The sequence below is a fragment of the Streptomyces sp. NPDC042100 genome, from assembly GCF_055582325.1.
Map to the genome: position 1 here is coordinate 40,711 of NZ_JBVJDK010000018.1, position 22,687 is coordinate 63,397.

General features: G+C 74.4%; 18 protein-coding genes. 13 read left to right on the forward strand and 5 right to left on the reverse strand.

The genetic code is table 11. The features are described 5' to 3' along the window. Window positions 1–19: 19 nt before the first annotated feature. From ACZ6J5_RS31510 to ACZ6J5_RS31525, 4 genes are read left to right on the forward strand one after another with little or no spacing between them, the layout of a single operon-like run. Window positions 20–1,243 carry a cytochrome P450 gene (locus ACZ6J5_RS31510; protein WP_469397159.1) on the forward strand — a complete coding sequence of 408 codons (1,224 nt, stop codon included), beginning with the start codon at window positions 20–22 and terminating at the stop codon, window positions 1,241–1,243. A 16-nt stretch (window positions 1,244–1,259) separates the two neighbouring features. Next, window positions 1,260–1,838: a cupin domain-containing protein gene (locus ACZ6J5_RS31515; RefSeq protein WP_469397160.1), complete on the forward strand. Its 579-nt coding sequence runs from the start codon at window positions 1,260–1,262 to the stop codon at window positions 1,836–1,838. After that, window positions 1,835–3,049, forward strand: coding sequence for a cytochrome P450 (locus ACZ6J5_RS31520; protein ID WP_469397162.1), 1,215 nt, complete (start codon window positions 1,835–1,837; stop codon window positions 3,047–3,049). The genes ACZ6J5_RS31515 and ACZ6J5_RS31520 overlap by 4 nt, the downstream gene beginning before the upstream one ends. 43 nt (window positions 3,050–3,092) lie before the next feature. After that, the gene (locus tag ACZ6J5_RS31525; protein ID WP_469397163.1) at window positions 3,093–3,869 is read left to right on the forward strand and encodes a GNAT family N-acetyltransferase; all 777 of its coding nucleotides are present in this window, start codon (window positions 3,093–3,095) and stop codon (window positions 3,867–3,869) included. 16 nt (window positions 3,870–3,885) lie between these two features. Here the strand turns inward: ACZ6J5_RS31525 and ACZ6J5_RS31530 are convergent, their stop codons facing one another. After that, window positions 3,886–4,737, reverse strand: coding sequence for a pentapeptide repeat-containing protein (locus ACZ6J5_RS31530; protein WP_469397164.1), 852 nt, complete (start codon window positions 4,735–4,737; stop codon window positions 3,886–3,888). A gap of 67 nt (window positions 4,738–4,804) precedes the next feature. On the opposite strand from ACZ6J5_RS31530, the gene ACZ6J5_RS31535 reads away from it, so the two are divergent. Continuing rightward, a complete protein-coding gene (locus ACZ6J5_RS31535; protein WP_469397166.1) occupies window positions 4,805–6,349 on the forward strand; it encodes an alpha/beta fold hydrolase in 1,545 nt (514 codons plus the stop codon). A 23-nt stretch (window positions 6,350–6,372) separates the two neighbouring features. Here the strand turns inward: ACZ6J5_RS31535 and ACZ6J5_RS31540 are convergent, their stop codons facing one another. Beyond that, window positions 6,373–7,995, reverse strand: coding sequence for an acyl-CoA synthetase (locus ACZ6J5_RS31540; protein WP_469397167.1), 1,623 nt, complete (start codon window positions 7,993–7,995; stop codon window positions 6,373–6,375). 176 nt (window positions 7,996–8,171) lie between these two features. Between ACZ6J5_RS31540 and ACZ6J5_RS31545 the strand changes: the two genes are divergently transcribed. The 8 genes from ACZ6J5_RS31545 (at window position 8,172) to ACZ6J5_RS31580 (ending at window position 16,682) form a co-directional block, all read left to right on the forward strand. Next, a complete protein-coding gene (locus ACZ6J5_RS31545; RefSeq protein ID WP_469397168.1) occupies window positions 8,172–8,975 on the forward strand; it encodes a crotonase/enoyl-CoA hydratase family protein in 804 nt (267 codons plus the stop codon). Between the two features lie 52 nt (window positions 8,976–9,027). After that, window positions 9,028–9,990: a Zn-ribbon domain-containing OB-fold protein gene (locus ACZ6J5_RS31550; RefSeq protein ID WP_469397170.1), complete on the forward strand. Its 963-nt coding sequence runs from the start codon at window positions 9,028–9,030 to the stop codon at window positions 9,988–9,990. Next, window positions 9,987–11,048, forward strand: coding sequence for a thiolase domain-containing protein (locus ACZ6J5_RS31555; RefSeq protein ID WP_469397172.1), 1,062 nt, complete (start codon window positions 9,987–9,989; stop codon window positions 11,046–11,048). The genes ACZ6J5_RS31550 and ACZ6J5_RS31555 overlap by 4 nt, the downstream gene beginning before the upstream one ends. Next, window positions 11,041–12,207, forward strand: coding sequence for a thiolase domain-containing protein (locus tag ACZ6J5_RS31560; RefSeq protein ID WP_469397173.1), 1,167 nt, complete (start codon window positions 11,041–11,043; stop codon window positions 12,205–12,207). The genes ACZ6J5_RS31555 and ACZ6J5_RS31560 overlap by 8 nt, the downstream gene beginning before the upstream one ends. 38 nt (window positions 12,208–12,245) lie before the next feature. After that, complete coding sequence (locus tag ACZ6J5_RS31565) at window positions 12,246–12,656, forward strand: ACT domain-containing protein (RefSeq protein WP_469397175.1); 411 nt, start codon at window positions 12,246–12,248, stop codon at window positions 12,654–12,656. A 118-nt stretch (window positions 12,657–12,774) separates the two neighbouring features. Further along, window positions 12,775–15,747 (forward strand): ATP-binding protein, encoded by a 2,973-nt coding sequence (locus ACZ6J5_RS31570; protein WP_469397176.1) that lies wholly within the window; start codon window positions 12,775–12,777, stop codon window positions 15,745–15,747. Between the two features lie 49 nt (window positions 15,748–15,796). Then, complete coding sequence (locus ACZ6J5_RS31575; RefSeq protein ID WP_469397177.1) at window positions 15,797–16,297, forward strand: hypothetical protein; 501 nt, start codon at window positions 15,797–15,799, stop codon at window positions 16,295–16,297. Window positions 16,298–16,316: 19 nt separating this feature from the next. Further along, a complete protein-coding gene (locus ACZ6J5_RS31580) occupies window positions 16,317–16,682 on the forward strand; it encodes an RNA-binding S4 domain-containing protein (RefSeq protein ID WP_469397178.1) in 366 nt (121 codons plus the stop codon). 40 nt (window positions 16,683–16,722) lie between these two features. Here ACZ6J5_RS31580 and ACZ6J5_RS31585 read toward each other — a convergent pair whose 3' ends face one another. The 3 genes from ACZ6J5_RS31585 to ACZ6J5_RS31595 all read right to left on the reverse strand — a co-directional run bounded on the left by ACZ6J5_RS31585 (window position 16,723) and on the right by ACZ6J5_RS31595 (window position 22,452). After that, window positions 16,723–18,921 carry a terpene synthase family protein gene (locus ACZ6J5_RS31585; protein ID WP_469397180.1) on the reverse strand — a complete coding sequence of 733 codons (2,199 nt, stop codon included), beginning with the start codon at window positions 18,919–18,921 and terminating at the stop codon, window positions 16,723–16,725. A gap of 162 nt (window positions 18,922–19,083) precedes the next feature. Continuing rightward, window positions 19,084–21,018, reverse strand: coding sequence for an N-acetylmuramoyl-L-alanine amidase (locus ACZ6J5_RS31590; protein WP_469397181.1), 1,935 nt, complete (start codon window positions 21,016–21,018; stop codon window positions 19,084–19,086). Window positions 21,019–21,324: 306 nt separating this feature from the next. After that, on the reverse strand, window positions 21,325–22,452 hold the full coding sequence (locus ACZ6J5_RS31595) for an aminoglycoside phosphotransferase family protein (protein ID WP_469397183.1): 1,128 nt from the start codon (window positions 22,450–22,452) through the stop codon (window positions 21,325–21,327). Between the last annotated feature and the right edge of the window lie 235 nt (window positions 22,453–22,687).

Sequence of the window (22,687 nt, forward strand, 5' to 3'; positions counted from 1 at the left end):
CGACAGCGGCGGTGACCCCATGACCACGACCACCACCTCCCAGGACAGCGACGCCCCCCACGTGCACTTCTGGGCCGTCCCCGACCTCACCGGCCTCGCCTTCGACCCCCTCCTCGCCAAGCTCCTCCACGAGGACCCCGTCTCACGGGTCCGCCTCCCGCACGGCGAGGGCCACGCCTGGCTCGTCACCCGCTACGAGGACGTCAAATTCGTCTCCGTGGACCCCCGGTTCAGCCGCCAGGCCGTCTACGGCCGCTCCATCACCCGGCTCGCCCCCCACTTCATCCCCATGGAAGGCGCCGTCGGCTTCGCCGATCCGCCGGACCACACCCGGATGCGCCGGGTCGTCGCCCGCGCCTTCAGCGCCCGCGCCCTGCGCTCCCTGCGCGAGCACGCCCAGTCCGTCATGGACGGCCTGCTCGACCGGCTGGAACGGCACGGCCCGCCCGCCGACCTGATGGAGCTCGTCAACCGCCCCTTCCCGCTCGCCATGGTCAGCGAGCTCATGGGCGTCCCCGACGGCGACCAGCCCCTCATGGCGAACTGGTCCGACGCCATCATCTCGGCCGGCGCCGGCCGCGAGGCCAGCGAACGCGCCAAGAGCGAGATGGCCCGCTACTTCACCGAGCTCATCGGCCGCAACCACGGCACCGGCAAGGAGACCCTCGCCGCCGTCCTCGCCGACGCGATCGACGACGGCACCCTGGACGAGCACGAGGCCGTCGGCCTCGCCGTCCTCATCCAGATCGGCGGCGCCCACGCCGTCCGCAACAACAGCGCCAACATGGTCTACGCCCTGCTCACCCACCCCGAGCACCTGGCCCGGCTGCGCGCCGAACCCGCACTCCTCCCGCAGGCCGTCGACGAGCTGCTGCGCTACATCCCGCACCGCAACGCCGTCGGCCTCTCCCGGATCGCCCTGGAGGACGTCGAGGTCGGCGGCGTCCGCATCGCCGAGGGCGACCCCGTCTACGTCTCGTACCTCACCGCCAACCGCGACCCCGCCGTCTTCCCCGAGCCGGAGAAGCTCGACTTCGACCGCGGCTACAACCCGCACGTCGCCTTCGGTCACGGCCCGCACTACTGCCCCGGCTCCGCGCTCGCCCGCATCGAGTCCGAGATCCTCCTCGACTCCCTGTGGACCCGCTTCCCCGACCTGCGGCTCGCCGTCCCCGAGGAGGAGATCCGCTGGCAGCGCGGCGCCCTCATCCGCGGCCCCGAGACCCTGCCCGTCACCTGGTGAGAGGACCCGCCGCCCCATGACCGCGACCGCCATCGGACCGGGCGGCGGCCTCATCGTGCCGCCCGGCCACGGCAAGACCCTCACCACCGCCGCCCAGCGCGTCACCTTCAAGGTGACCGGCGAACACACCCCCACCTCCTCCACCTTCGAGGTCCTCGTCCCGCCCGGCTTCGACGTCGGCGCGCACGCCCACGGACACAGCGAGGAGCTCTTCTACGTCCTGGAGGGCGAGCTCGACGTCCTCGCCTTCGAACCCCTCGTCCGCACCCGCGACAGCTGGCGCGACTGGGAGTCCGCCTCCGGACAGCGCGCCGTCCGGGCCACCGCCGGCACCCTGATGCTGGTCCCGCCCGGCTGCCCGCACGCCTTCGCCAACCCCACCGGCGAACCCGTACGGATGCTGTTCCAGGCCTCGCCCCCGCCCGACCACGAACGCTACTTCGAGGAGCTCATGGACATCCTCGGCTCCGGCGGCCCCGGCGGCCCCGTCGACCACGCCGCCATCGAACAGCTCCGGATCCGCTACGACATCGACCAGATCACCCCGCTCCGGCACGACGCCGGAGCGCCGCGCGGAACGGTCCCCACGCCATGACGCCGCCCCCCGACAGAACCGGGCGGGTCGTCCACGACTGGGCCCCCACCCCCCTGCCCGGCACCGTCTTCGACCCGCTGCCGCACCGGCTCCTCCACGAGGAGCCGGTGGCCCGGGTGCGCCTCCCGCACGGCGAGGGCCACGCCTGGCTCGTCACCCGCTACGAGGACGTCAAGCTGGTCTCCGCCGACCCCCGGCTCAGCCGCGCCGCCACCGTCGGCCGGCCCATCACCAGCATGACCCCGCACACCCTCGCCCCCGCGGGCGGCGTCGGCCGCGCCGACCCGCCCGACCACACCCGGCTGCGCCGCCTCATCGCCCCCACCTTCGGCCGCCGCCGGATGGCCGCCCTGCGCGCCCACACCGAGCGGACCGCCGAGACCCACGCCCTCCACACCCTGGAGACCGGCCCGCCCGCCGACCTCGCCGAGACCTTCGTCGGCCCGCTCTCCGCCACCGTCGTCGCCGAACTGCTCGGCGTCCCCGCCGCCGACCTCGACCGCGTCCAGACCTGGCGCGCCGGACTGCTGTCGAACGCCACCACCGCCGCCGCCGGCGAGGCCGTCAAGAAGGAGATCGCCGGCTACTTCGCCGACCTCGCCCGGCACCGGGCCGCCCACCCCGGCGACGACCTCGTCAGCGAACTCGCCGCCGCCCGCGAGACCGGCGGCATCAGCACCCCCGAACTGGTCTCCATGGCCGTCATGCTCACCCTCAACGGGCTCGACGCCGTCCGCAACATCGTCTCCACGATGGTGTACGTGCTCCTCACCCACCCCGCGCAGACCGCGAAGCTCCGCGAGGACCCCGCGCGGCTGCCCCGGGCCGTCGACGAACTCCTCCGCTACATCCCCCAGCGCGACGGCGTCGGGATGCCCCGGGTCGCCACCGCCGACGTCGAGGTCGGCGGGGTCACCATCCGCGAGGGCGAGGCCGTCTACGTCTTCTACCCGGCGGCCAACCGCGACCCCTCCGTCTACACCGAGCCCGACCGGCTCGACCTCGCCCGTGACGAGTCCCCGCACCTCGCCTTCGGCCACGGCGCCCACTACTGCGCGGGCGCCCAACTGGCCCGCATGGAGGCCGAGGTGATGCTCGCCACCCTGCTCGCCCGCTTCCCCGCCCTCCGCCTCGCCGTCCCGCCCGAGGAGGTCGCCTGGCGGGCGGGCACGGTCAACCGAGGCCCCGAGTCCCTGCCCGTGACCTGGTAAACCCAGTGGCGTCCCGGCCGCCCGCGGGGTTGAGTGGGCGGCCATGGACATCACCGCACTCCGCATCCGCTTCGACCGCCAGCGCCGGATCGACGCCCGCCCCGACGGCCCAGGCTGCCACGTCGAGCGCGACGGCTCCGTCGTCCGCCACACCGGACCCGCCTACGCCTGGAACGGCATCCTGTGGTCCGGCCTCGGCGAGGCGGACGCCGACGCCGCCATCGACGCCCAGATCCGCTACTTCCGCGCCGCCGGCCGCTCCTTCGAATGGACCGTGTACGGCCATGACGGCCCCGCCGACCTCGCCGACCGGCTCCTCACCGCCGGCTTCGCCGCCGAGGAGCCCGAGACCCTCATGGTCGCCGAGGCCGACTCGCTGCCCGCCGCCGTCGACCTGCCGCCCGGCGTGGAGCTGCACGCGGTCACCGACGAGGCCGGGGTGCGGATGATGGCCGAGGTGCACGAGAAGGCCTTCGGCACCGACAGTTCGCACTACGTCAGCCGGATGCTCGACCAGCTCGCCGCCGCGCCCGACTCCGTCGCCGCGGTCGTCGCCCTCGCCGACGGCGTCCCCGTCAGCTCCGGCCGTCTCGACCTGCCCGAGGGCTGCGACTTCGCCGGTCTGTACGGCGGCGGGACCGTCGCCGAATGGCGCGGCAAGGGCCTCTACCGCGCCCTCGTCTCGCACCGCGCCCGCACCGCGATCGCCCGAGGCTACCGCTACGTCCAGGTGGACGCCGCGCCCACCAGCCGCCCCATCCTCCGGCGCCTCGGCTTCGCGGAGCTGACCACCATGACCCCGTACGCGTACGAGGTCTGAGCCCTCGCGCGACGGCTCAGCGGGACCAGTGGGCCGGGCGCTCGAACCCCTCCGGCAGCCGGGTCGCGGCGTCGCCGCGCGCCGCGTTCAGCTGCGGCTGGGTGAGGAAGAGCGCCCCGGTCAGGTCCGCCCCCGACAGATCGGCGTCCCGCAGGTCCGCGCCGATCAGGTCCGCCAGCGACAGGTCCGCGCCCGACAGGTCGGCGGCGATCAGCAGCGCCCCGCGCAGGTCGGCGCCGCGCAGCCCCGCCCCGCGCAGCCGGGCCCCGATCAGATCGGCGCCGCGCCGGCTCTTCGGCTTCCCGCCGGCGGCGGCCCGGACCAGCGCGCTGCTCTTCAGGAGCAGCGGGTTCACCTCCGCGCGCACCGGGGCCACGTCCAGCCGCTCCAGCTCGGCCGGGCCGCCCTCGGCCAGCGCGGTCACCCGGGCCAGCGCCCGGTCGAGCCCGGCGTGGAGCGTCCGGGTCGCCGCCAGCGCGCGGGCCTCGGTGAGATAGCGCAGCAGCTCGTGGAGCTGGCGCACCACCGGGAACACCTCGTACATCTGCCGCGCGGTGTCCGGGGCCTCGCGCCAGGAGACGCCGCCGAAGGTCACCTGGGAGACCCGCTGCCCGGCACCGAAGCAGTCGTACACGGTGCAGCCGCGGAAGCCGCTGTCCCGCAGCCGGGTGTGGATGCCGCAGCGGAAGTCCTCCTGGAGGTTCCGGCAGGGCTCCCCCGAGGCCTTGTTCACGGCGAAGTCCGCGGACTTCGCGAAGGGGAGGGCCGCACAGCACAGGCCGAAGCAGTTCGCGCAGTCGCCGCGGAGTTCGGTCTGAGGGGTATCGGACACGGCGGAACGGCTTCCTTCGCTGGTGGGGGCGGGCATCCCACCGTATCGCGCTGTGGGCGAACCCGGTTGCGTCGCCGGGACGCGGCTGGTCATGATCGGCGGCATGGCTCAGCACACGCCCACCGGCACGGGCACGTTCACCACGTACGACGGCACCGAACTCGCCTACCGGACACACGGCGAGGGCGACCCCCTCCTCGTGCTGCCCGGCGGCCCGATGCGCGACGCGGTCTACCTCGGCGACCTCGGCGGACTGTCCGCCCACCGCACCCTGGTCCTGTTCGACCCGCGCGGCACCGGGGCGAGCGCGGTGCCCGCCGATCCGGCGAGCTACCGCTGCGACCGGCAGGTCGCCGACGTCGAGGCGCTCCGCGCCCACCTGGGACTCGACCGGATCGACCTGCTGGGCCACTCCGGGGGCGGTGCCCTGGCGACCCTCTACGCGGCGGCCCATCCCGGGCGGGTGCGCTCGCTGGTCCTGGTGACCGCCGGGGGCCGGGCGCTCGGCATCGAGACCTCCGACGAGGAATGGGACGAGGCGGTCGAGGTGTTCGCCGGCCGGCCCTGGTACCCGGAGCTCAGGGCCGCCCTGGACGCGCTCGATCCGGCCACCCCGGCCCGCGAGGAGATCGCCCTCCTCATGCCCTTCGCCTACGGGCGCTGGGACGAGGCCGCCCGGGCCCACGCGGCGGGGCTCGACGAGCAGACGAACTGGGAGGCGTGGGAGCGCTTCTACGCGCCGGGAGCGCTCGACCCCGAGGCCACCCGCACCGCGCTGGCCGCCCTGACGGCCCCCGTGCTGGTCCTCGCGGGCGCGCACGACGCCTCCCCGACCCCGGCGAAGGCGGCCCGGCTGGCCGCCTGCTTCCCGCGCGCGGAGCTGGTCGTCCAGGCCGACGCCGGACACTTCCCCTGGGTCGACGACCCGGGAGCCTTCGTCCGCCCGGTCGCGGCCTTCCTCGACCCCGAGGTGCGCACGGTCACCGTCGGCGGGGTCCGGCTCGCGTACCGGGTGAGCGGCCCCGAGGACGCCCCGCCGGTGGTCCTGGTGCACGGCCGGGGCGCCGACTCCACCGACTGGGCCGGGATCGCGGCCCCGCTCGCCGCCGACCGGCGGGTCTACGCCCTCGACCTGCGCGGCCACGGGCTGAGCGACCGTCCGGGGGAGTACGGCTTCGCGGCGCTGCGCGACGAGATCGGCGGCTTCCTCACGGCGCTCGGGCTGGCCGGGGCCACCGTCGTCGGGCACTCGATGGGCGGGGCGGCGGCCTGTCTGCTGGCCCAGCGGGAGCCGGCGCTGATCGGGCGGCTGGTCCTGGAGGACGCCCCGGTGTTCTTCCCGGTCCTGCCGCCGCGCGGCCCCTCGGGCCCGCCCGAGGAGGGCGCCGGCTTCGACTGGGCGGTCCTCGACGCGACCAACGCGGACCTGAACGCGCCGGACCCGGCCTGGCGCGAGGAGCTGACCGCCGTCACCGCGCCGACCCTGATCGTCGGCGGCGGCCCGGACAGCCACCTGCCCCAGAGCCACCTGGTCTGGATGGCGGAGCGGGTGCCGGACGCGCGGCTGGTCACCATCGAGGCCGGGCACCTGGTGCACGATGCCCGGCCGCGTGAATTCCTGTCCGCCCTGCGGGAGTTCGGCGTCTGACTGCAGGTCCTAGACGGCAGGTCCTAGTCGGCGTCCGCCGCCACGGCCACCGAGCGTGCCCAGCGGTAGTCCGCCTTGCCGCTGGGCGAGCGCTGGATCCGGTCGGCGAGCACGAGCTGGCGCGGCACCTTGTAGCCGGCCAGCCGCGTGCGGCAGTGGTCCTGCACCGCCGCCAGGTCCAGGGGCGCGGACCCCGCGCGCAGCTCGACGACGGCGGCGACGTGGTTGCCCCAGCGGGCGTCGGGCACCCCGGCGACCAGGGCGTCGTAGATGTCCGGGTGGGACTTGAGCGCCTGCTCGACCTCCTCCGGATACACCTTCTCGCCGCCGGTGTTGATGCACTGCGAGCCCCGGCCGAGGACGGTGACGATGCCCTCCTCGTCGACGGTGGCCATGTCGCCGAGCAGCACCCAGCGCACGCCGTCCTTCTGGAAGAAGGTCTCGGCCGTCTTGGCCGGGTCGTTGTAGTAGCCGAGCGGCACGTGCCCGCGCTGCGCGAGCCGGCCGATCTCGCCGACGGCGACGAGCTCGTGGGTGGCCGGGTCGACCACCTGGGTGCGCTCGTTGACGTGCAGCCGGAAGCCCTTCTCGGGGCCAGAGTCGTCGGTGGCCCGGCCGTTGGAGCCGGACTCCGAGGAGCCGAAGTTGTTGAGCAGCAGCACGTTGGGCGCGAGCGCCTGGAACTGGGCGCGGACGGTGTCGGACATGATGGCGCCCGAGGAGGAGAGGCTGAACAGCGCCGACAGGTCGGTGCCCTTGAGCGGCCCGTGCAGGGCGTCGATCAGCGGGCGCAGCATCGCGTCGCCGACCAGCGAGACGCTGGAGACCCGCTCCTTCTCGATGGTCCGCAGCACCTCCTCGGGCACGTACTTGCGGTGCACCACCACCCGCTGCCCGTAGTTGAAGGCGACGAACGAGGTGAGCGTCGAGGTGCCGTGCATCAGCGGGGGAGTCGGGAAGAAGGTGATCCCGGCGCCGCCCGCCGCGACCCGCTCGGCCAGCTCCTCGGGGCGCTTGACCGGCTCGCCGGAGGGGTCGCCGCCGAAGAGCCCGGCGAAGAACAGGTCCTCCTGCCGCCACATGACGCCCTTGGGCATCCCGGTGGTGCCGCCGGTGTAGATGATGAAGAGGTCGTCGGCCGAGCGCGGGCCGAAGCCGCGCTCCGGCGAGCCGGCCGCCTCCGCCGCCGTGAACTCCACGCAGTCGAGCTCCGGCGCGCCCTCGGGCGGGGTCCCCACCCGCACGAGGTGCCGCAGCTTCTCCGTCTGCGGACGCGCCGCCGCCACCCGCGCGGTGAACTCCGCGTCGAAGACGAGCGCGGCCAGGTCGGCGTCGCGGTAGAGGTAGACCAGCTCCTCCTCCACGTACCGGTAGTTGACGTTGACCGGCACGATCCTGGCCTTGAGGCAGGCGAGCACGGTCTGGAGGTATTCGACGCCGTTGTACAGGTGGATGCCGAGCTGTTCGCCGGGGCGCAGCCCGGTGTCGACGAGGTGGTGGGCCAGGCGGTTGGCCGCGGCGTCGAGCTCCGCGTAGGTCAGCCGGCGCTCGGCGCCGGTGCCGGGGTGGTCGACGTAGACCAGCGCCTCGCGGTCGGGGACCGCGTCGACGACCGATTCGAACAGGTCGGCAAGGTTGTACTCCACCGTTCCTCCTGATCCTGGTCCAGGGCTGCCCCGTCGGTCACTGGTCGGTCATCAGAGCACCGAAGCCCGGAGGGCGGAAGGGGTCGCGCAGAAGAATCTGACTGGGTGTCAGAAAACTATTGAACTGGACCCGGCACTCCTGCAACCTGTTCCAGAACTGGAGACGGGAGACGCCCATGGGCGGCAGCACCGAGCACCTCACCGTGCGGCGCGAAGGCGCCACGCTCGTACTCACCCTCAATCGGCCCGAGGCGAGGAACGCCCTCTCGCTGCCGATGCTCGTCGGCCTCTACGACGGCTGGCTGGAAGCCGACGCCGACGACACCGTCCGCTCCGTCGTCCTCACCGGCGCGGGCGGCAGCTTCTGCGCGGGCATGGACCTCAAGGCCCTGGCCGGCAAGGGCATGGCGGGCGAGGCCTACCGCGACCGCATGACCGCCGACCCCGACCTGCACTGGAAGGCGATGCTGCGGCACCACCGCCCCCGCAAACCGGTGATCGCCGCCGTCGAGGGCCCCTGTGTGGCGGGCGGCACCGAGATCCTCCAGGGCACCGACATCCGCGTCGCCGGCGCCTCCGCGACCTTCGGCCTCTTCGAGGTCCGCCGCGGCCTGTTCCCGATCGGCGGCTCCACCGTCCGGCTGCCCCGCCAGATCCCGCGCACCCACGCCCTGGAGATGCTTCTCACCGGCCGCCCGTACACGGCCGACGAGGCCCAGCGGATCGGCCTGATCGGCAGCGTCGTCCCGGACGGCACCGCCCTCGACGCGGCCCTGGAGACCGCCGAGCGGATCAACGCCTGCGGCCCGCTCGCCGTCGAGGCCGTCAAGGCCTCCGTCTACGAGACCGCCGACCTGACCGAGGAGGAGGGCCTGGCCGCCGAACTCAAGCGCGGCTGGCCGGTCTTCGCCACCGCCGACGCCAAGGAAGGCGCCAAGGCCTTCGCGGAGAAGCGCCCGCCGGTCTACCGGCGCGAGTGAGCGCGCACCGCCCGCCACCGCCACCCGCGCCCACCCACCAAGGAGCCGCCCCATGACAGCCGCCCCCGAGACGCTCTCGGCCCCCCTCGTCGTCGAGTTCCCCTTCACCCGCTCCCTCGGCCCCGTGCAGTCCGCCTTCCTCACCGGACTGCGCGAACGCACCCTCCTCGGCGTGCGCACCGAGACCGGGAAGGTCCTCGTGCCGCCCGTCGAATACGACCCCGAGACCGCCGCCGAGCTCACCGAACTCGTCGAACTCCCCACCACCGGCACCGTCACCACCTGGGCCTGGAACCCCGAGCCCCGCCGCGGCCAGCCGCTCGCCACCCCCTTCGCCTGGGTCCTGGTCCGCCCCGACGGCGCCGACACCGCCCTCCTGCACGCCCTCGACGCACCCGGCCCCGAAGCCGTCCGCACCGGCATGCGCGTCCGGATCCGCTGGGCCGCCGAACGCCGCGGCGAGATCACCGACATCGCCTGCTTCGAACCGTACGAGGGGCCCGCGCCGGCCGCCGACGGCCCGCCCCCCGGCCACGACGGGCGCTTCCCCGAACCCGTCACCGGCATCGTCGCCCCCGCCCGCCTCGACTACACCTACAGCCCCGGCCGCGCCCAGACCGGCTACCTCCACGCCCTCGCCGGCCACCGCACCGTCGGCGAACGCTGCCCCTCCTGCGCCAAGGTCTACGTGCCGCCCCGCGGCGCCTGCCCCACCTGCGGCGTCGCCACCACCGACAAGGTCGAGGTCGGCCCGCGCGGCACCGTCACCACGTACTGCATCGTCAACATCAAGGCGAAGAACCTCGACATCGAGGTCCCCTACGTCTACGCCCACATCGCCCTCGACGGCGCCGGGCTCGCCCTGCACGGCCGGATCGGCGGCATCCCCTACGACCAGGTCCGCATGGGCCTGCGCGTCGAACCCGTGTGGAGCGAGGACGGCCGCTACCCCGACCACTACCGCCCCACCGGGGAGCCGGACGCCGACTACGACACGTACAAGGAGATGCTGTGAGCCGAGACGTGGCGATCGTCGCCTTCGCCCAGACCGACCACACCCGGCGCACCGACGAACTCTCCGAAGTCGAGATGGTGATGCCGGTCCTCCACGACGTGCTGCGCCAGACCGGCCTGAAGACCTCCGACATCGGCTTCACCTGCTCCGGCTCCTCCGACTACCTCGCCGGCCGCGCCTTCTCCTTCACCATGGCCCTCGACGGGGTCGGCGCCTGGCCGCCGATCTCCGAGTCCCACGTCGAGATGGACGGCGCCTGGGCCCTGTACGAGGCCTGGGTCAAGCTGCTCACCGGCGAGGCCGACACCGCCCTCGTCTACTCCTACGGCAAGTCCTCGCCCGGCTCCGTCCGCGACGTGCTGACCCGCCAGCTCGACCCCTACTACGTGGCCCCCCTCTGGCCCGACTCCGTCGCCCTCGCCGCCCTCCAGGCCCAGGCCCTCATCGACGCGGGCGACACCGACGAACCCGCCCTCGCCAGGATCGCCGCCCGCAGCCGCGAGGACGCCGCCGCCAACCCGCACGCCCAGCTCCCCGGCGCCCGCCCGCAGGGCGAGCACCTCGTCGCCCCGCTGCGCACCGGAGACTGCCCGCCCATCGGCGACGGCGCCGCCGCCGTGATCCTCGCCGCCGGCGACAAGGCCCGCGAACTGTGCGCCAGGCCCGCCTGGATCACCGGCATGGACCACCGCATCGAGGCCCACTCCCTCGGCGTCCGCGACCTCACCGACTCGCCCTCCACCCGGCTCGCCGCCGAACGGGCGGGCGCCTTCGACCCCGGCCGCCCGGCCCTCGACACCGCCGAGCTCCACGCGCCCTTCACCTCCCAGGAGGTCGTCCTGCGCAAGGCCCTCGGCCTCGGCGACGAGGTCCGCGTCAACCCCTCCGGCGGCGCCCTCGCCGCCAACCCGGTGATGGCCGCCGGCCTCGTCCGCATCGGCGAGGCCGCCGCCCGCATCCACCGCGGCGCCTCCCGCCGCGCCCTCGCCCACGCCACCTCCGGGCCCTGCCTCCAGCAGAACCTGGTCGCCGTCCTGGAAGGGGACTCGCATGAGTAAGGAGCCCGTCGCGATCGTCGGGATCGGCCAGACCAAGCACGTGGCCGCCCGGCACGACGTCTCCCTGGCCGGCCTGGTCCGCGAGGCCGCCCGGCGCGCCCTGGCGGACGCCGAACTGACCTGGGCGGACATCGACGCCGTCGTCATCGGCAAGGCCCCCGACTTCTTCGAGGGCGTGATGATGCCGGAGCTCTACCTGGCCGACGCCCTCGGCGCGGTCGGCAAGCCGATGCTCCGCGTCCACACCGCGGGCTCCGTCGGCGGCTCCACCGCCCTCGTCGCCGCCAACCTCGTCGCCGCCCGCGTCCACGGCACCGTCCTCACCCTGGCCTTCGAGAAGCAGTCCGAGTCGAACGCCATGTGGGGCCTGTCCCTCCCCGTCCCCTTCCAGCAGCCCCTACTCGCCGGCGCCGGTGGCTTCTTCGCCCCGCACGTGCGCGCCTATATGCGCCGCACCGGCGCCCCCGACACCATCGGCTCCCTCGTCGCGTACAAGGACCGCCGCAACGCGCTCAAGAACCCGTACGCGCACCTCCACGAGCACGACCTCACCCTGGAGAAGGTCCAGGCCTCCCCGATGCTCTGGGACCCGATCCGCTACTCCGAGACCTGCCCCTCCTCCGACGGCGCCTGCGCCATGATCCTCACCGACCGGGCGGGCGCGGCCCGTTCGCCCCGCCCGCCCGCCTGGCTGCACGGCGGCGCCATGCGCAGCGAACCGACCCTCTTCGCGGGCAAGGACTTCGTCTCCCCGCGCGCGGGCAGCGACTGCGCCGCCGACGTCTACCGACAGGCCGGAGTCACCGACCCGCGCCGCGAGATCGACGCCGTCGAGATGTACGTCCCCTTCTCCTGGTACGAGCCGATGTGGCTGGAGAACCTGGGCTTCGCCGAGGAGGGCGAGGGCTGGAAGCTCACCGAGGCCGGTGTCACCGAACTCGACGGCGACCTCCCGGTCAACCCGTCCGGCGGAGTCCTCTCCACCAACCCCATCGGCGCCTCCGGCATGATCCGCTTCGCGGAGGCCGCCCTCCAGGTCCGCGGCCAGGCCGGCGAACACCAGATCCCCGGGGCACGGCGAGCCCTGGGACACGCCTACGGCGGCGGCGCCCAGTTCTTCTCGATGTGGCTGGTCGGCGCGGAGCCCCCGGCCACCTGACCACGCGGCACCCGCCGGGGCCCCCTACCCTGGCGATCATGAGCGCAGAGCGAGACCTGACCCGGCTGCTGTCCGGGATGCGACCGGAGCTCCACCCCGGCCGCTACGTCTTCACCACCGTGGACGGCCCCGTGCCCGCGGGCGTCGCCCCGGTGGCCACCGTCGCCGAACGCGAGGGGCTGACGATGGTCGTACGCCAGGAGGACGCCGACGCGCGGCACCTGGCGTACGACTACGTGGCGGGCTGGATCACCCTGCGCGTCCACTCCGCCCTCGACGCCGTCGGCCTCACCGCGGCGGTGGCCCGCGCGCTCGCCGAGGACGGCCTGAGCTGCAACGTGGTGGCGGGCTTCCACCACGATCACCTGTTCGTGGAACACACCCGGGCGGAAGAGGCGTTGACGAGCCTGAACGCCCTGTCTGCCCGCTCCGCGACCCCGTTCACATGATCCCCACAAAGCCCCTCCCCGAGGGCGCGTCCCGGCGTACGCTGGGGCTTTCGCGGGGCCAGCACCCGGGCCGCACCAGCCGTGCGCCGGGCATGCGCCCCCACCGTGGGGGTGGACGATGGCAGGAAACACCGGCAGGACCGGAGCCCGCGGCTTCGGCCTGTTCGAGCGCGAGGCCGAACTCGCGGCGGCCGAGGAGGCCCTCGACCTCCTGACCGGCCAGGAGCCGCGCTCCCCGCGGCTCCGACTCGTACGCGAACCCGAGGAACCCCGGATCCCCCGGGACCCCGACGGCCCCGCCGCCCCGGGCGCCCACCCGCCCCGCGGCGGCGTCCTCGCCTACGCGGCCCCCGCGGGACTGGGCAAGACCACCCTGCTCGCCGAGATCCGACGCCGCGCCGCCGCCAAGGGCTGCACCGTCCTGTCCGCCCGAGGCGGCGACCAGGAACAGCGCGTCGCCTTCCACGTGGCCCGCCAGCTCCTCCAGCCCCAGCTCGCCACCGCCTCCCGCACCGAGCTCACCGAGCGCCTCGGCGGCTGGTACGACATCGTCGGCCCCGCCCTCGGCCTGTGCACCGCCGCCGAAGGCTCCCCGCCCGACCCGCAGGGCCTGCGCGACGGCCTCGACTGGGTCCTCACCCACCTCGCCGTCCGCCGCGCCCCGCTCGTCGTCGTCCTCGACGACGCCCACTGGGCCGACCCGGAGTCCCTCGGCTGGCTCTCCGCCTTCGCGCCCCGCGCCGAGGACCTGCACATGCTGCTCGTCGTGGCCTACCGCCCCGACGAACTCCCCGAATCCGGATCCGAGTTCACCGGACGCCGGTCCGGCCAGCGCCCGCTCGGTCTGGAGCCGCTGACCCCCGAGGCCACGGCGGGCCTGGTCCGCGACCGGGTCGGCGCCCACGCCGACGACGTCTTCTGCCGCGAGATCTGGACCGTCACCGCCGGCAACCCCTTCGAAGCCGTCGAACTCGCCGCCCGCGTCCGCGACCGAGGCATCGAACCCACCGCCGACCGCGCCCACGCCCTGCGCGACCTCGCCGCCGCCGTCAAGGGCAGCGGGCTGATCGCCCAGATCGAGGGCTTCGGCACCTCCACCGTCCGCCTCGCCTGGGCCTGCGCCGTCCTCGGCACCGAGATCTCCCCGCAGCTCGCCGGAGCCGTCGCCGGACTCGGCGGCGAGGAGGTCGCCCGCTGCGCCGAACGCCTGCGCCGCGCCCGCGTGCTCGCCCCGGCCGACCCCGACGCCGAACCCGGCCGCGACAGCCTGGAGTTCGTCCACCCCCTCATCGCCACCGCCGTCTACGACGCCATCCCCGCCGCCACCCGCGTCGCCCTGCACGGCCAGGCCGCCTGGTGCGTCGTCGACGCCGGACTCGGCTCCACCGCCGCCGCCCGCCACCTCGTCGAGACCCACCCCGAGGGCGACCCCTGGGTCGTGCAGCACCTGCGCGCCGCCGCCCAGGAGACCCTGCGGGCCGGCGCCCCCGACACCGCCCGCCGCTACCTCGCCCGCGCCCTGCGCGAACCCCCGGACCAGGACGAGCGCGCGGCCGTCCTCTTCGAACTCGGCTGCGCCTCGCTGCTCACCGAACCCGCCACCACCGTCAACCACCTCCGCGCCGCCCTGGAGGAGCCCATCGCCGACGCCGCCCTGCGGCACGGCATCGTCTACCGCCTCTCCCAGGTCCTCGCCCACAGCGACCGGCTCGTCGAGGCGTCCGAGCTCCTCGGCCGGGAGTCCCGGCTCACCACCGACGCCCGCAGCAGGCTGCGGATGCAGTCCGAGAAGTTCATGTGGGACGCCTTCCGCGCCGACGAACCCGACTCGCCGGCCCGCTCCCGCCGCCTCGCCCGGCTCGCCGACCGGCTCACCGGCCGCGACCTCACCGAGCGCTACATCATCGGCCTGCGCGCCTGGGACGCCACCCTGCGCGGCGAACCCTCCACCGTCGCCGTCGGCCACGCCGACCGGGCCCTCACCGGCGGCCTCAGCTGGGCCGACGAGAGCCGAGGCTTCGAGGTCCCCGTCCTCTCCGCCCTCACCTTCCTCTACGCCGACCGGCCCGGCCGCGCCGAGGAACTGTTCGCCGCCGGCACCGCCGAGTTCGAACGCCAGGGCTGGCGCGGCGCCCACCTCTCCTTCGCGTACACCCTGCTCGGCTACATCCGCTACCGCCGAGGCCGGCTCGTCGAGGCCGAGGACTTCGTCCGAGCCGGACTCCGGCTCGCCGAGCGGGTCGGCCCCCGCACCCCCTGCGAGTGGTACGCCGTCGGCGTGATGGTCGAGGTCCTGCTGGCCCGGGGCCGCACCGACGAGGCCGAGCAGGTCGCCCGCGCCCACGACTTCGGCGAGCCGTTCCCCGCCGCCGTCACCTTCCCCGACTCCCAGACCGTCTACGGCGAACTGCTCCTCGCCACCGGCCGCACCGAGGCCGCCGCCGCAGAGCTCGCCTCCGTCGGCCGCCGCCTCGAACCGCGCGGGATGCGCAACCCCGCCTGGTGCCCCTGGCTGCTCCACCTGGCCCTCGCCGAGGCCCGCGACACCCCCGAGCGGGCCCGCGACACGGCCCTGGAGGCCGTCGCCCGGGCCCGCCAGTACGGCGCGCCCTCCGCGATCGGCCAGGCGCTCCGCGTCACCGCCGAGGTCTCCGCCGAGGGCGAGCGGGTCAAGCTCCTGGAGGAGTCCGTGGACTGGCTGGAGCGCTCGCCCGCCGCCTACGAGCTGGCCCGCTCCCTGGTCGCCCTCGGCGGAGCGCTGCGCCGTACCGGCCGCACCACCGAGGCCGCCGAGCACCTCTACCGGGGCCTGGAGACCGCCCAGGACTGCGGCGCGGACGCCCTCGTCGACGAGGCCAGGGCCGAGCTCGCCGCCGCCGGGCTGCGCCCCCGCACGCTGCACCCGACGGGCACCGACACGCTGACCGTCCGTGAGCGCGCCGCCGCCGAGCTGACCCTGCGCGGCGAGGACCCGGCGGCCGTCCTGGGCCTCGACCACACCGCCGTCACCCGGCTGCTCTCGGGCGTCTACCGCAAGCTCGGCACGGATCCGGCGGGCCTCGCCGAGGCCCTGACCGGCGGCAGATCCTGACACCGCCCCGGCGCGCCGCACCGCGCGCCGGGACACGTACCATGGCGGTATGTCCTTCCTCCGCCGCCGCAGCGCCGCCACACCCGCTGGCCCGGACTTCGACGTCCTCGCCATGGATCCGGGGGACTGGCCCGGCAATCTCGGCGCCGGGCTGCTCCCGGCCCCCGACGGCACCTGCCAGGGGGTGTTCCTGCGCTACGACCTCTTCGGCGGCCGGGGACCCGCGATGATCATCGGCAACCTCCCGGAGGGCTCCCCGGCGCGCGAGCTCGCCGAGGGGCAGATCCCCTTCGAGGTGGCCCAGCTCCTCGCGGCCCTGGAGAACGACGAGCCGGTCGACGTCCTCGACGCCGAGGACGTCCCCGTGATGCAGGGCGACAACCTGCTGATCGTGCGCCGGCTCAAGCTCTCGGAGAGCCGGATCTCCTGCGTCCAGTTCGACCGCAGCGACAACGTCCTGGTGACCATCGCCAGTTGGGACCGGCCCATCACCGACGACCTGTACGCGCTGCTCAAGCCGCTGCCCGCCGAGCTGTTCCAGCAGGGCTGACGGGGAGGGCCGGGGGCCGATGAGCGCACGCGTCGACAGCTGGATCTGGGCGGTCCGGCTCACCAAGACCCGCAGCCAGGCCGCCGCGGCCTGCCGGGCCGGTCACGTCAAGGTCAACGGGGAGCGGGCCAAGCCCGCCCAGCCGGTGAAGCCGGGCGACGAGGTGCGGCTGACGCACGGTGGCCGGCAGCGGATCGTCGAGGTCAGGGAGCTGCTCACCAAGCGGGTCGGCCCGCCCGCCGCCGCCGAGGCGTACGTGGACAACAGCCCGCCCCCGCCGCCGCGCGAGCACGTCGCCGTGGCGGCCGTCCGCGACCGGGGCGCCGGCCGCCCCACCAAGCGCGACCGCCGCGAGCTCGACCAGCTCCGGGGCCCGCGCCCCTGACGCCGGAGACCGCCCGGAGGGGCGGTCTCCGCGCCCGGTCTCAGCCGACCGGCGCGCCGAGCAGTCCCGCCGCCCGCGCCGTCGCCGTCCCGAGCCCGCGCGGGCCCGCCGGGAGCAGTCGGCTGCCGCTGCCGGAGCGCACGTCCTCCGGCCCGTACCGCCGTACGGAGCGATGCCAGTGGAGCACCCCGGCCAGCCAGTCCTCCAGCTCCCGCAGATACTGGGCGAAGGCCGCCCGGCCCGCCGCGTCCAGCTCGAAGTCCGCGTAGAGCAGGGGCACTTCGCGCCGCTTCAGCTGCTCGTACTGGCGCAGCCGCCCGCGCATCAGGCCGTCGACCAGCCGGACGCTCGTCGGATAGTCGCAGTCGAAGAACGTCTGCACCACCAGGGCCAGGTTGTGCGTCTCGCCCTCGACCTCGATCTCCTTCTGGTAGGAGAACAGGTCGTTGACGAAGGCCCCGTAGTCCGCGACCGCGTTCTCCAGGGCGCGCACCGTGCCTGTCCGGAAGAGCTCGGGCGGCAGCGTCCGCCGGTGCCGCAGCCGGCCCAGCAGCATCGTCAGCTCGGAGCCGAAGGTCGACCGGCGCATCTCGATGTAGTCGACCGGGTCGGGCACCCGGTGCTGCGCCGTGTTGAAGAGCTCCCACATCCAGCTGTCCAGCATCGCGTCGAGGGCACCGCGGAGCTCGGCCCGCGCGGCGGGCTCCAGCGGGATCGCGGTGCGCGCCCACAGGTCGGCGAGCGCGCGTTCCAGCGGGTTGAGCAAGGGCGCGGGCGGGGCGTCCGGGGTCTCCAGCGGCATCAGCGCCTTGAGCCGCCGGGTCTGCCCGGCGGCGCCGACGAGGTCGCGGGAGCGGCCGAAGGCGAAGGGGTAGTAGTCGTCGGCGTAGGTGCCCCAGGTCAGCCACAGGGCGCTGGTCTCCAGCTCCTCCAGGGTGGCGTCCGGGTCGAGCCCGGCGGCGCAGAGCGCGAAGTCGAAGCCCTCCATCATCGGCCGGTCCCAGAGCCCGTCCAGGAGCCCCATCCGCTCGGCCCAGTCCTCCGAGCGCCGCTTGGCCTCCTGGTGGTGCAGGCTGACGCTGACGGGGTACGGGAGGTCGAAGTCCGGCAGCAGCGAGGGGCCCACCGGCTGGTGCGGCGGATGGGTGAGGGCGCGCGTCCGGCTCGCCGCCTGACGGCCGAACAGGGTGCGGATGTTCCGCGCGGACGCGCCGAACGTGCCGCTGCCGGGCGCGTCGGCGCCCACCAGGCCCTCGTTCATGTAGCGGCTGGAGCGCAGGTGCCACTCGTGCCCGCCGGACTGCCAGTCCTGGAGCCCCTTGACGTACGCGGCGATGGCGGCGGCCTCCGCCGGGCCCAGCCCCTGTTCCAGGCAGAGCGCGGGCACCTCGGTGAGCGCGGTGTTCTCGAACTGGTGGAGCCGGGAGGTCAGCAGGTCGTTGACCGCGTCCGCCGCCTCCTGGGTGGTGCAGCCGAGGAAGGTCTCCAGGACGAGCACGCCGTTGCTGTTCTCGCCCTCCTCCTCCACCTCGCGCTGGTACGAGAAGAGGTCGTTGCGCAGGTGGACGGCGTCGGAGAAGGTGTCCCGCAGCACGCGCAGCGGGCGGGAGTACGCCACCCGCTCGGGGACCTCGGCGCCCGCCGCGTATTCGACGAGCCCGGCCGACCAGGGGGCGCCGCCGACCTTGCGGCGCATCTCGATGTACTCCAGGGGGTTGGCGATCCGCCCGTCGTTGATGTTGTCGAGCTCCCAGAGGGACTCGTTCAGCAGGTGCTCGGTCGCCTCGGCGAACCGCGTCCGCCAGGCCTCCGACATCGCGGGCACGGTCCGCCGCCACAGGTCGGCCAGCCCGGCTTCGACCGGGTTGACCGGCTCGGGCATCCCCGCGGCCGGGTCGGCCGGCATGAACAGCGGCAGCCGGTCGAGGTAGGCCTTGCCGCCCACCCGGTCCTGGGAGCGCTTGAAGATCTCCAGGAAGTGGTCGTCGAAGAAGAAGACCCAGGTGTACCAGTCGGTGACGAGGGAGAGGGCGTCCGCGTCGCAGTCCGGGTGGGTGTAGGAGCAGAGCAGCGCGTAGTCGTGGGCCTGGAGGTCGGCCTCCTCCCAGACGCCGGAGCCCTCCAGCATCCCCATCTCCCGGGCCCAGTCCCGGGTGTGGACGCGGGCGGCCTCCACATGGGGGTTGAGCCGTGCCGGATACGGCACGTAGAAGTCGGGCAGAACGAAGGGCTGAGCCATGCCAGGGAGGCCTTTCGGAGAACGGGGGGCTGTCGTCCGGCCGAGCATTACCCCTCGACCCCCGCGTTCACACGAACACCGGAATAGTCATATGAACGCCACGGGGTGCCGGCCGGGTCGCGCCCCGCCCGGCACCCCGTGGGCGCCGTGCCCGCCGAGCCCTCAGGCGCGGGAAACCCGCACGTCAGAAGCCTTCACAAAGGCCACCCGGTGCCCGAACTGGATCTCGTAGTACAGCTCCTGGCCACGCACGACCGTGTGCCCCGCGGGATCGAACGTCGGAGCGAAGAAGTACTCGCCCGGGGTGCTGCCGCCCACCACGTACCGTTGCCCGGCGAGCAGCCTGTACGGCAGCGGGGACACCGCCTGCACCGGCACGCCCGCCGGATAGGCCGAGGCCTCCGGATACGCCCTCCCGTACACCGGAACCGACTCCAGGCCCTCCTTAGGCGTCAGCACCGTCCCACGCGCGTTCACCGCCGTCCGCGCCTCCCTCGGGTTGTGGAACCACGCCTTCTGCCCCAGGTACCAGATCGCCGTCCAGGCGCCCCGGCGCTCCGCGACGGCGAAGCTCTGCCCCGTCGACGCCCGCGCCCCCGTGTCGTTGACGTCGACCGTCGAATCCTGCCCGCCCGGCCGCAGACCGATGTCCTTCACCAGCGGCGCGTCGGCGCTCGGCGCGGTGTACAGGCGCACGGCCCCGCTCCCGTGGGGCGCACACGCCACACCGGCCGTCGCACAGCCCGTGTACACCGGCCGGTTCCCCTCGTACTCCGGATGGATCGTCACCACCCCCGCGTCCGGCCCCGCGCTCGGCGTGATCGGCCGGCCCAGCAGCCGGAAGTAGTGCGCCCAGTCCCAGTACGGCCCCGGATCGGTGTGCATCCCGCGGATCGACGAGGTCACCGTGCCCGGCACGTTGTCGTGGCCCAGGATGTGCTGCCGGTCCAGCGGGATGCCGTACCGCCCCGCCAGATACCGCACCAGCCGCGCCGAACTACGGTACATCGCCTCCGTGTACCAGGAGTCCGGCGAGGTCAGGAAGCCCTCGTGCTCCAGCCCCACCGACTTGGCGTTCACGAACCAGTTGCCCGCGTGCCAGCCCACGTCCTTCAGCGCCAGGTGCTGCGCCACGTGCCCGTCCGTGGACCGCAGCGAGTACTGCCACGACACGTACGTCGGGTCCTGCACCAGCTTCAGCGTGGTGTCCCAGCTCGCCTCGGTGTCGTGGATCACGATGTAGTCGATCGACTGCGAGGACGGCCGGTCGGCCAGGTCGTGATTGCCGTAGTCGCCGTCCCCGAACTCCGCGTACGGCGCCGGGATCCACTCGCAGGCCACCCCGCGCGGGCACTCCACCGGACCCTTCGCGGGGGCGCGCAGCCCCAGCGCCCGGATCTGGGCGGTCACCGGGGCGACGGACGGCTCGGCCGCCAGGCTCACCGACTGCCCGCTGTCCGTCGTCCGTGACGCCCCCGTACGGATCACGTCGAAGACGTCGTCCGCGTAGGCGGCCGCCGTCGCCGTGTCGTCGGCGCCCGAGTAGCGCGCCACCGCCCCGTACCAGTCGGCCGGGTCCGCGCTCGCCGGGAGGCCCGCCTCCCGCTGCGCCGCCGCGAGCAGCGCGGCGCCGCCCTCGATGTTCGCCGCCGTGCCGGTCCGCAGCTCCTCCGGCGACCGCCCGGACAGCGCAGCCGCCCGCTCCAGCGTCCGCAGCCGGGGCGGCGGCTCCGCCGCCGACGGCAGGCGTGCCGGGCCGCCCGCGCGGGGCGCCCGCGCCTCGTCGCCCCGGGCGTCCTCACCGCCCTCGGAGTGGTGCGGCGCCTCGGCCAGCGCGGTCACCGCGTCCGTCAGGTGCATCGGACCGTACCCCCCGGTCACGCTCGGCGCGCCGGCGTGTCCGTCCCAGCGGGACTGGAGGTACGACACGCCGAGCAGCACGCCCGGCGGCACGCCGTACCGCTCGGCCGCCGCCGCGAACTGGCGCTGCAACGCGCCCGCCACCGGCTCGTCGGCGGTCGCCGACGGCGCGGCGGACAGCAGGGGAAGGAGCAGGACGGCCGGAGCGGCGCGTCTGAGGAGAGCGGAACGGAGCAAGGCAGCCTCCAGCGACGGATGGGCGAACGGGGGCCGTGCGGTACCGAACCCGTACAGGGGTAGCGGCTTCCGGAGCATCCGTCAATCACCCGCAGGCAGAGGCGATTTCCCACGTCAGAGCGGCTGGAGCGGCGGCCGTGCGGAGTTTCGCGCGGGCGGTGCGCCCGCCTGCGGTGCGTCAGTGGAGTAGACCAATGGGCGTCGCCTGGGCGCCGTCGCGCGCCCTTCGGGACGGCGGTGCGCCGCACCCCCGGTGTGTCGGCACCGGGCGCACGGCGCGCCGCCCCCGTTCCGTGCCGGAGCCCCTCAGCGGGTCCCGACCGCCGCGCGCACGGCCCGCCGGGCCATCGCGCAGTCGTCGTGCAGTCGGCGCAGCAGCCGGCGCTGCTCCTCGCCCGGCGAGACCGCCCCGGCGGGCACCGGGACCGAACCGGCCGGCGGCGCGTCCCGGATCGTGCGCTGCACCGCCGTCTCGTACGTACGGATCTCACGGGTCAGCACGATCATCAGGTTCACCAGGAACGCGTCCCGCGAGGCCGTGCCCGCCTGCTGGGCCAGCTGGCTGATCTGGCGCCGCGCCAGCGGGGCGTCCGCGAGGACCGCCCACAGCGTCGCCAGGTCGTACCCGGGCAGGTACCAGCCCGCGTGCTCCCAGTCGACGAAGACCGGGCCGGCCGGGGAGAGCAGGATGTTGGAGAGCAGGGCGTCACCGTGACAGAACTGCCCCATGCCCTGCCGGCCGCCCGCCTGCGCCAGCCCGTGCAGCAGCTTCTGCAGGTCGTCGCGGTCACGGTCGGTGAACAGACCGAGTTCATGGAAGCGGGCGATCCGCGCCCCGTAGTCGAGCGGGGCGTCGAAGGTCCCGGCCGGCGGACGCCAGGCGTTGAGCCGGGCGACCGCTCCGAGCGCGGCCCGTACGTCCGCGCGGGGCGGAGCCTCGGCGGGGTGGCGCGTCAGCGCCGCCGCCCGCCCGGGCATCCGCTCGATCACCAGCGTGCAGTTCTCCGGGTCCGCGGCGATCAGCCGCGGCGCGCGCACCGGGGGACGGTGCCGGACGAAGGAACGGTAGGCCGCTATCTCGTGCCGGAACCGCTCGACCCACGCGGGGGAATGGTCCAGTAAACACTTCGCGACCGCCGTGGTCCGCCCGGTCGTCCCGACGATCAGCACGGAACGGCCGCTGCGGCGCAGCACCTGGACGGGATGGAACTCCGGGCAGATCCGGTGGACGGACGCGATCGCCATGCGCAGCTGCGCGCCCTGGGGGCCGGACAGGTCGATTCTCCCGCTGGGCGGCTGGACGGTGCTCCCCGCCCAGCGCCTCGGCCGCGCCGCTCCCTGCGGAACGGGGGCGAGGTACGGTCCGGAGCCGGCCGGGACGGTGCGGTGGAGCGGCCGGGGCGGGGCGGTCACGGAGGACGATGCTGTGTACATGGAGGAGACAGATCCCTTCGTGCGCCGACGAGTTGCGTGCGTCGCCCCGCCCGCCCAACGGTCCGCACCCTGGGGAAAATGAGGGCCGGTCGACGGGACGGGGTGGCGCGTTCCTACCTGACACCCGCGCCCGGGTGGCGGAACATCGGGCGCACCCTGGCGAACCCTGGCGAATAGTCGCCAGCCCTCTGACAGGGGGTTACTGTCAACTCAGCCGAGAACCTGGGGGCTTAGA

What these genes read in the sequence shown, in the direction of transcription:
- ACZ6J5_RS31575 (WP_469397177.1), top strand. Translation starts at nt 15,797, where the DNA reads ATGTCCTTCCTCCGCCGCCGCAGCGCCGCCACACCCGCTGGCCCGGAC.
- ACZ6J5_RS31565 (WP_469397175.1), top strand. Translation starts at nt 12,246, where the DNA reads ATGAGCGCAGAGCGAGACCTGACCCGGCTGCTGTCCGGGATGCGACCG.
- ACZ6J5_RS31585 (WP_469397180.1), bottom strand. Translation starts at nt 18,921, where the DNA reads ATGGCTCAGCCCTTCGTTCTGCCCGACTTCTACGTGCCGTATCCGGCA.
- ACZ6J5_RS31520 (WP_469397162.1), top strand. Translation starts at nt 1,835, where the DNA reads ATGACGCCGCCCCCCGACAGAACCGGGCGGGTCGTCCACGACTGGGCC.
- ACZ6J5_RS31515 (WP_469397160.1), top strand. Translation starts at nt 1,260, where the DNA reads ATGACCGCGACCGCCATCGGACCGGGCGGCGGCCTCATCGTGCCGCCC.
- ACZ6J5_RS31580 (WP_469397178.1), top strand. Translation starts at nt 16,317, where the DNA reads ATGAGCGCACGCGTCGACAGCTGGATCTGGGCGGTCCGGCTCACCAAG.
- ACZ6J5_RS31545 (WP_469397168.1), top strand. Translation starts at nt 8,172, where the DNA reads ATGGGCGGCAGCACCGAGCACCTCACCGTGCGGCGCGAAGGCGCCACG.
- ACZ6J5_RS31570 (WP_469397176.1), top strand. Translation starts at nt 12,775, where the DNA reads ATGGCAGGAAACACCGGCAGGACCGGAGCCCGCGGCTTCGGCCTGTTC.
- ACZ6J5_RS31550 (WP_469397170.1), top strand. Translation starts at nt 9,028, where the DNA reads ATGACAGCCGCCCCCGAGACGCTCTCGGCCCCCCTCGTCGTCGAGTTC.
- ACZ6J5_RS31560 (WP_469397173.1), top strand. Translation starts at nt 11,041, where the DNA reads ATGAGTAAGGAGCCCGTCGCGATCGTCGGGATCGGCCAGACCAAGCAC.
- ACZ6J5_RS31510 (WP_469397159.1), top strand. Translation starts at nt 20, where the DNA reads ATGACCACGACCACCACCTCCCAGGACAGCGACGCCCCCCACGTGCAC.
- ACZ6J5_RS31595 (WP_469397183.1), bottom strand. Translation starts at nt 22,452, where the DNA reads ATGTACACAGCATCGTCCTCCGTGACCGCCCCGCCCCGGCCGCTCCAC.
- ACZ6J5_RS31530 (WP_469397164.1), bottom strand. Translation starts at nt 4,737, where the DNA reads ATGCCCGCCCCCACCAGCGAAGGAAGCCGTTCCGCCGTGTCCGATACC.
- ACZ6J5_RS31525 (WP_469397163.1), top strand. Translation starts at nt 3,093, where the DNA reads ATGGACATCACCGCACTCCGCATCCGCTTCGACCGCCAGCGCCGGATC.
- ACZ6J5_RS31535 (WP_469397166.1), top strand. Translation starts at nt 4,805, where the DNA reads ATGGCTCAGCACACGCCCACCGGCACGGGCACGTTCACCACGTACGAC.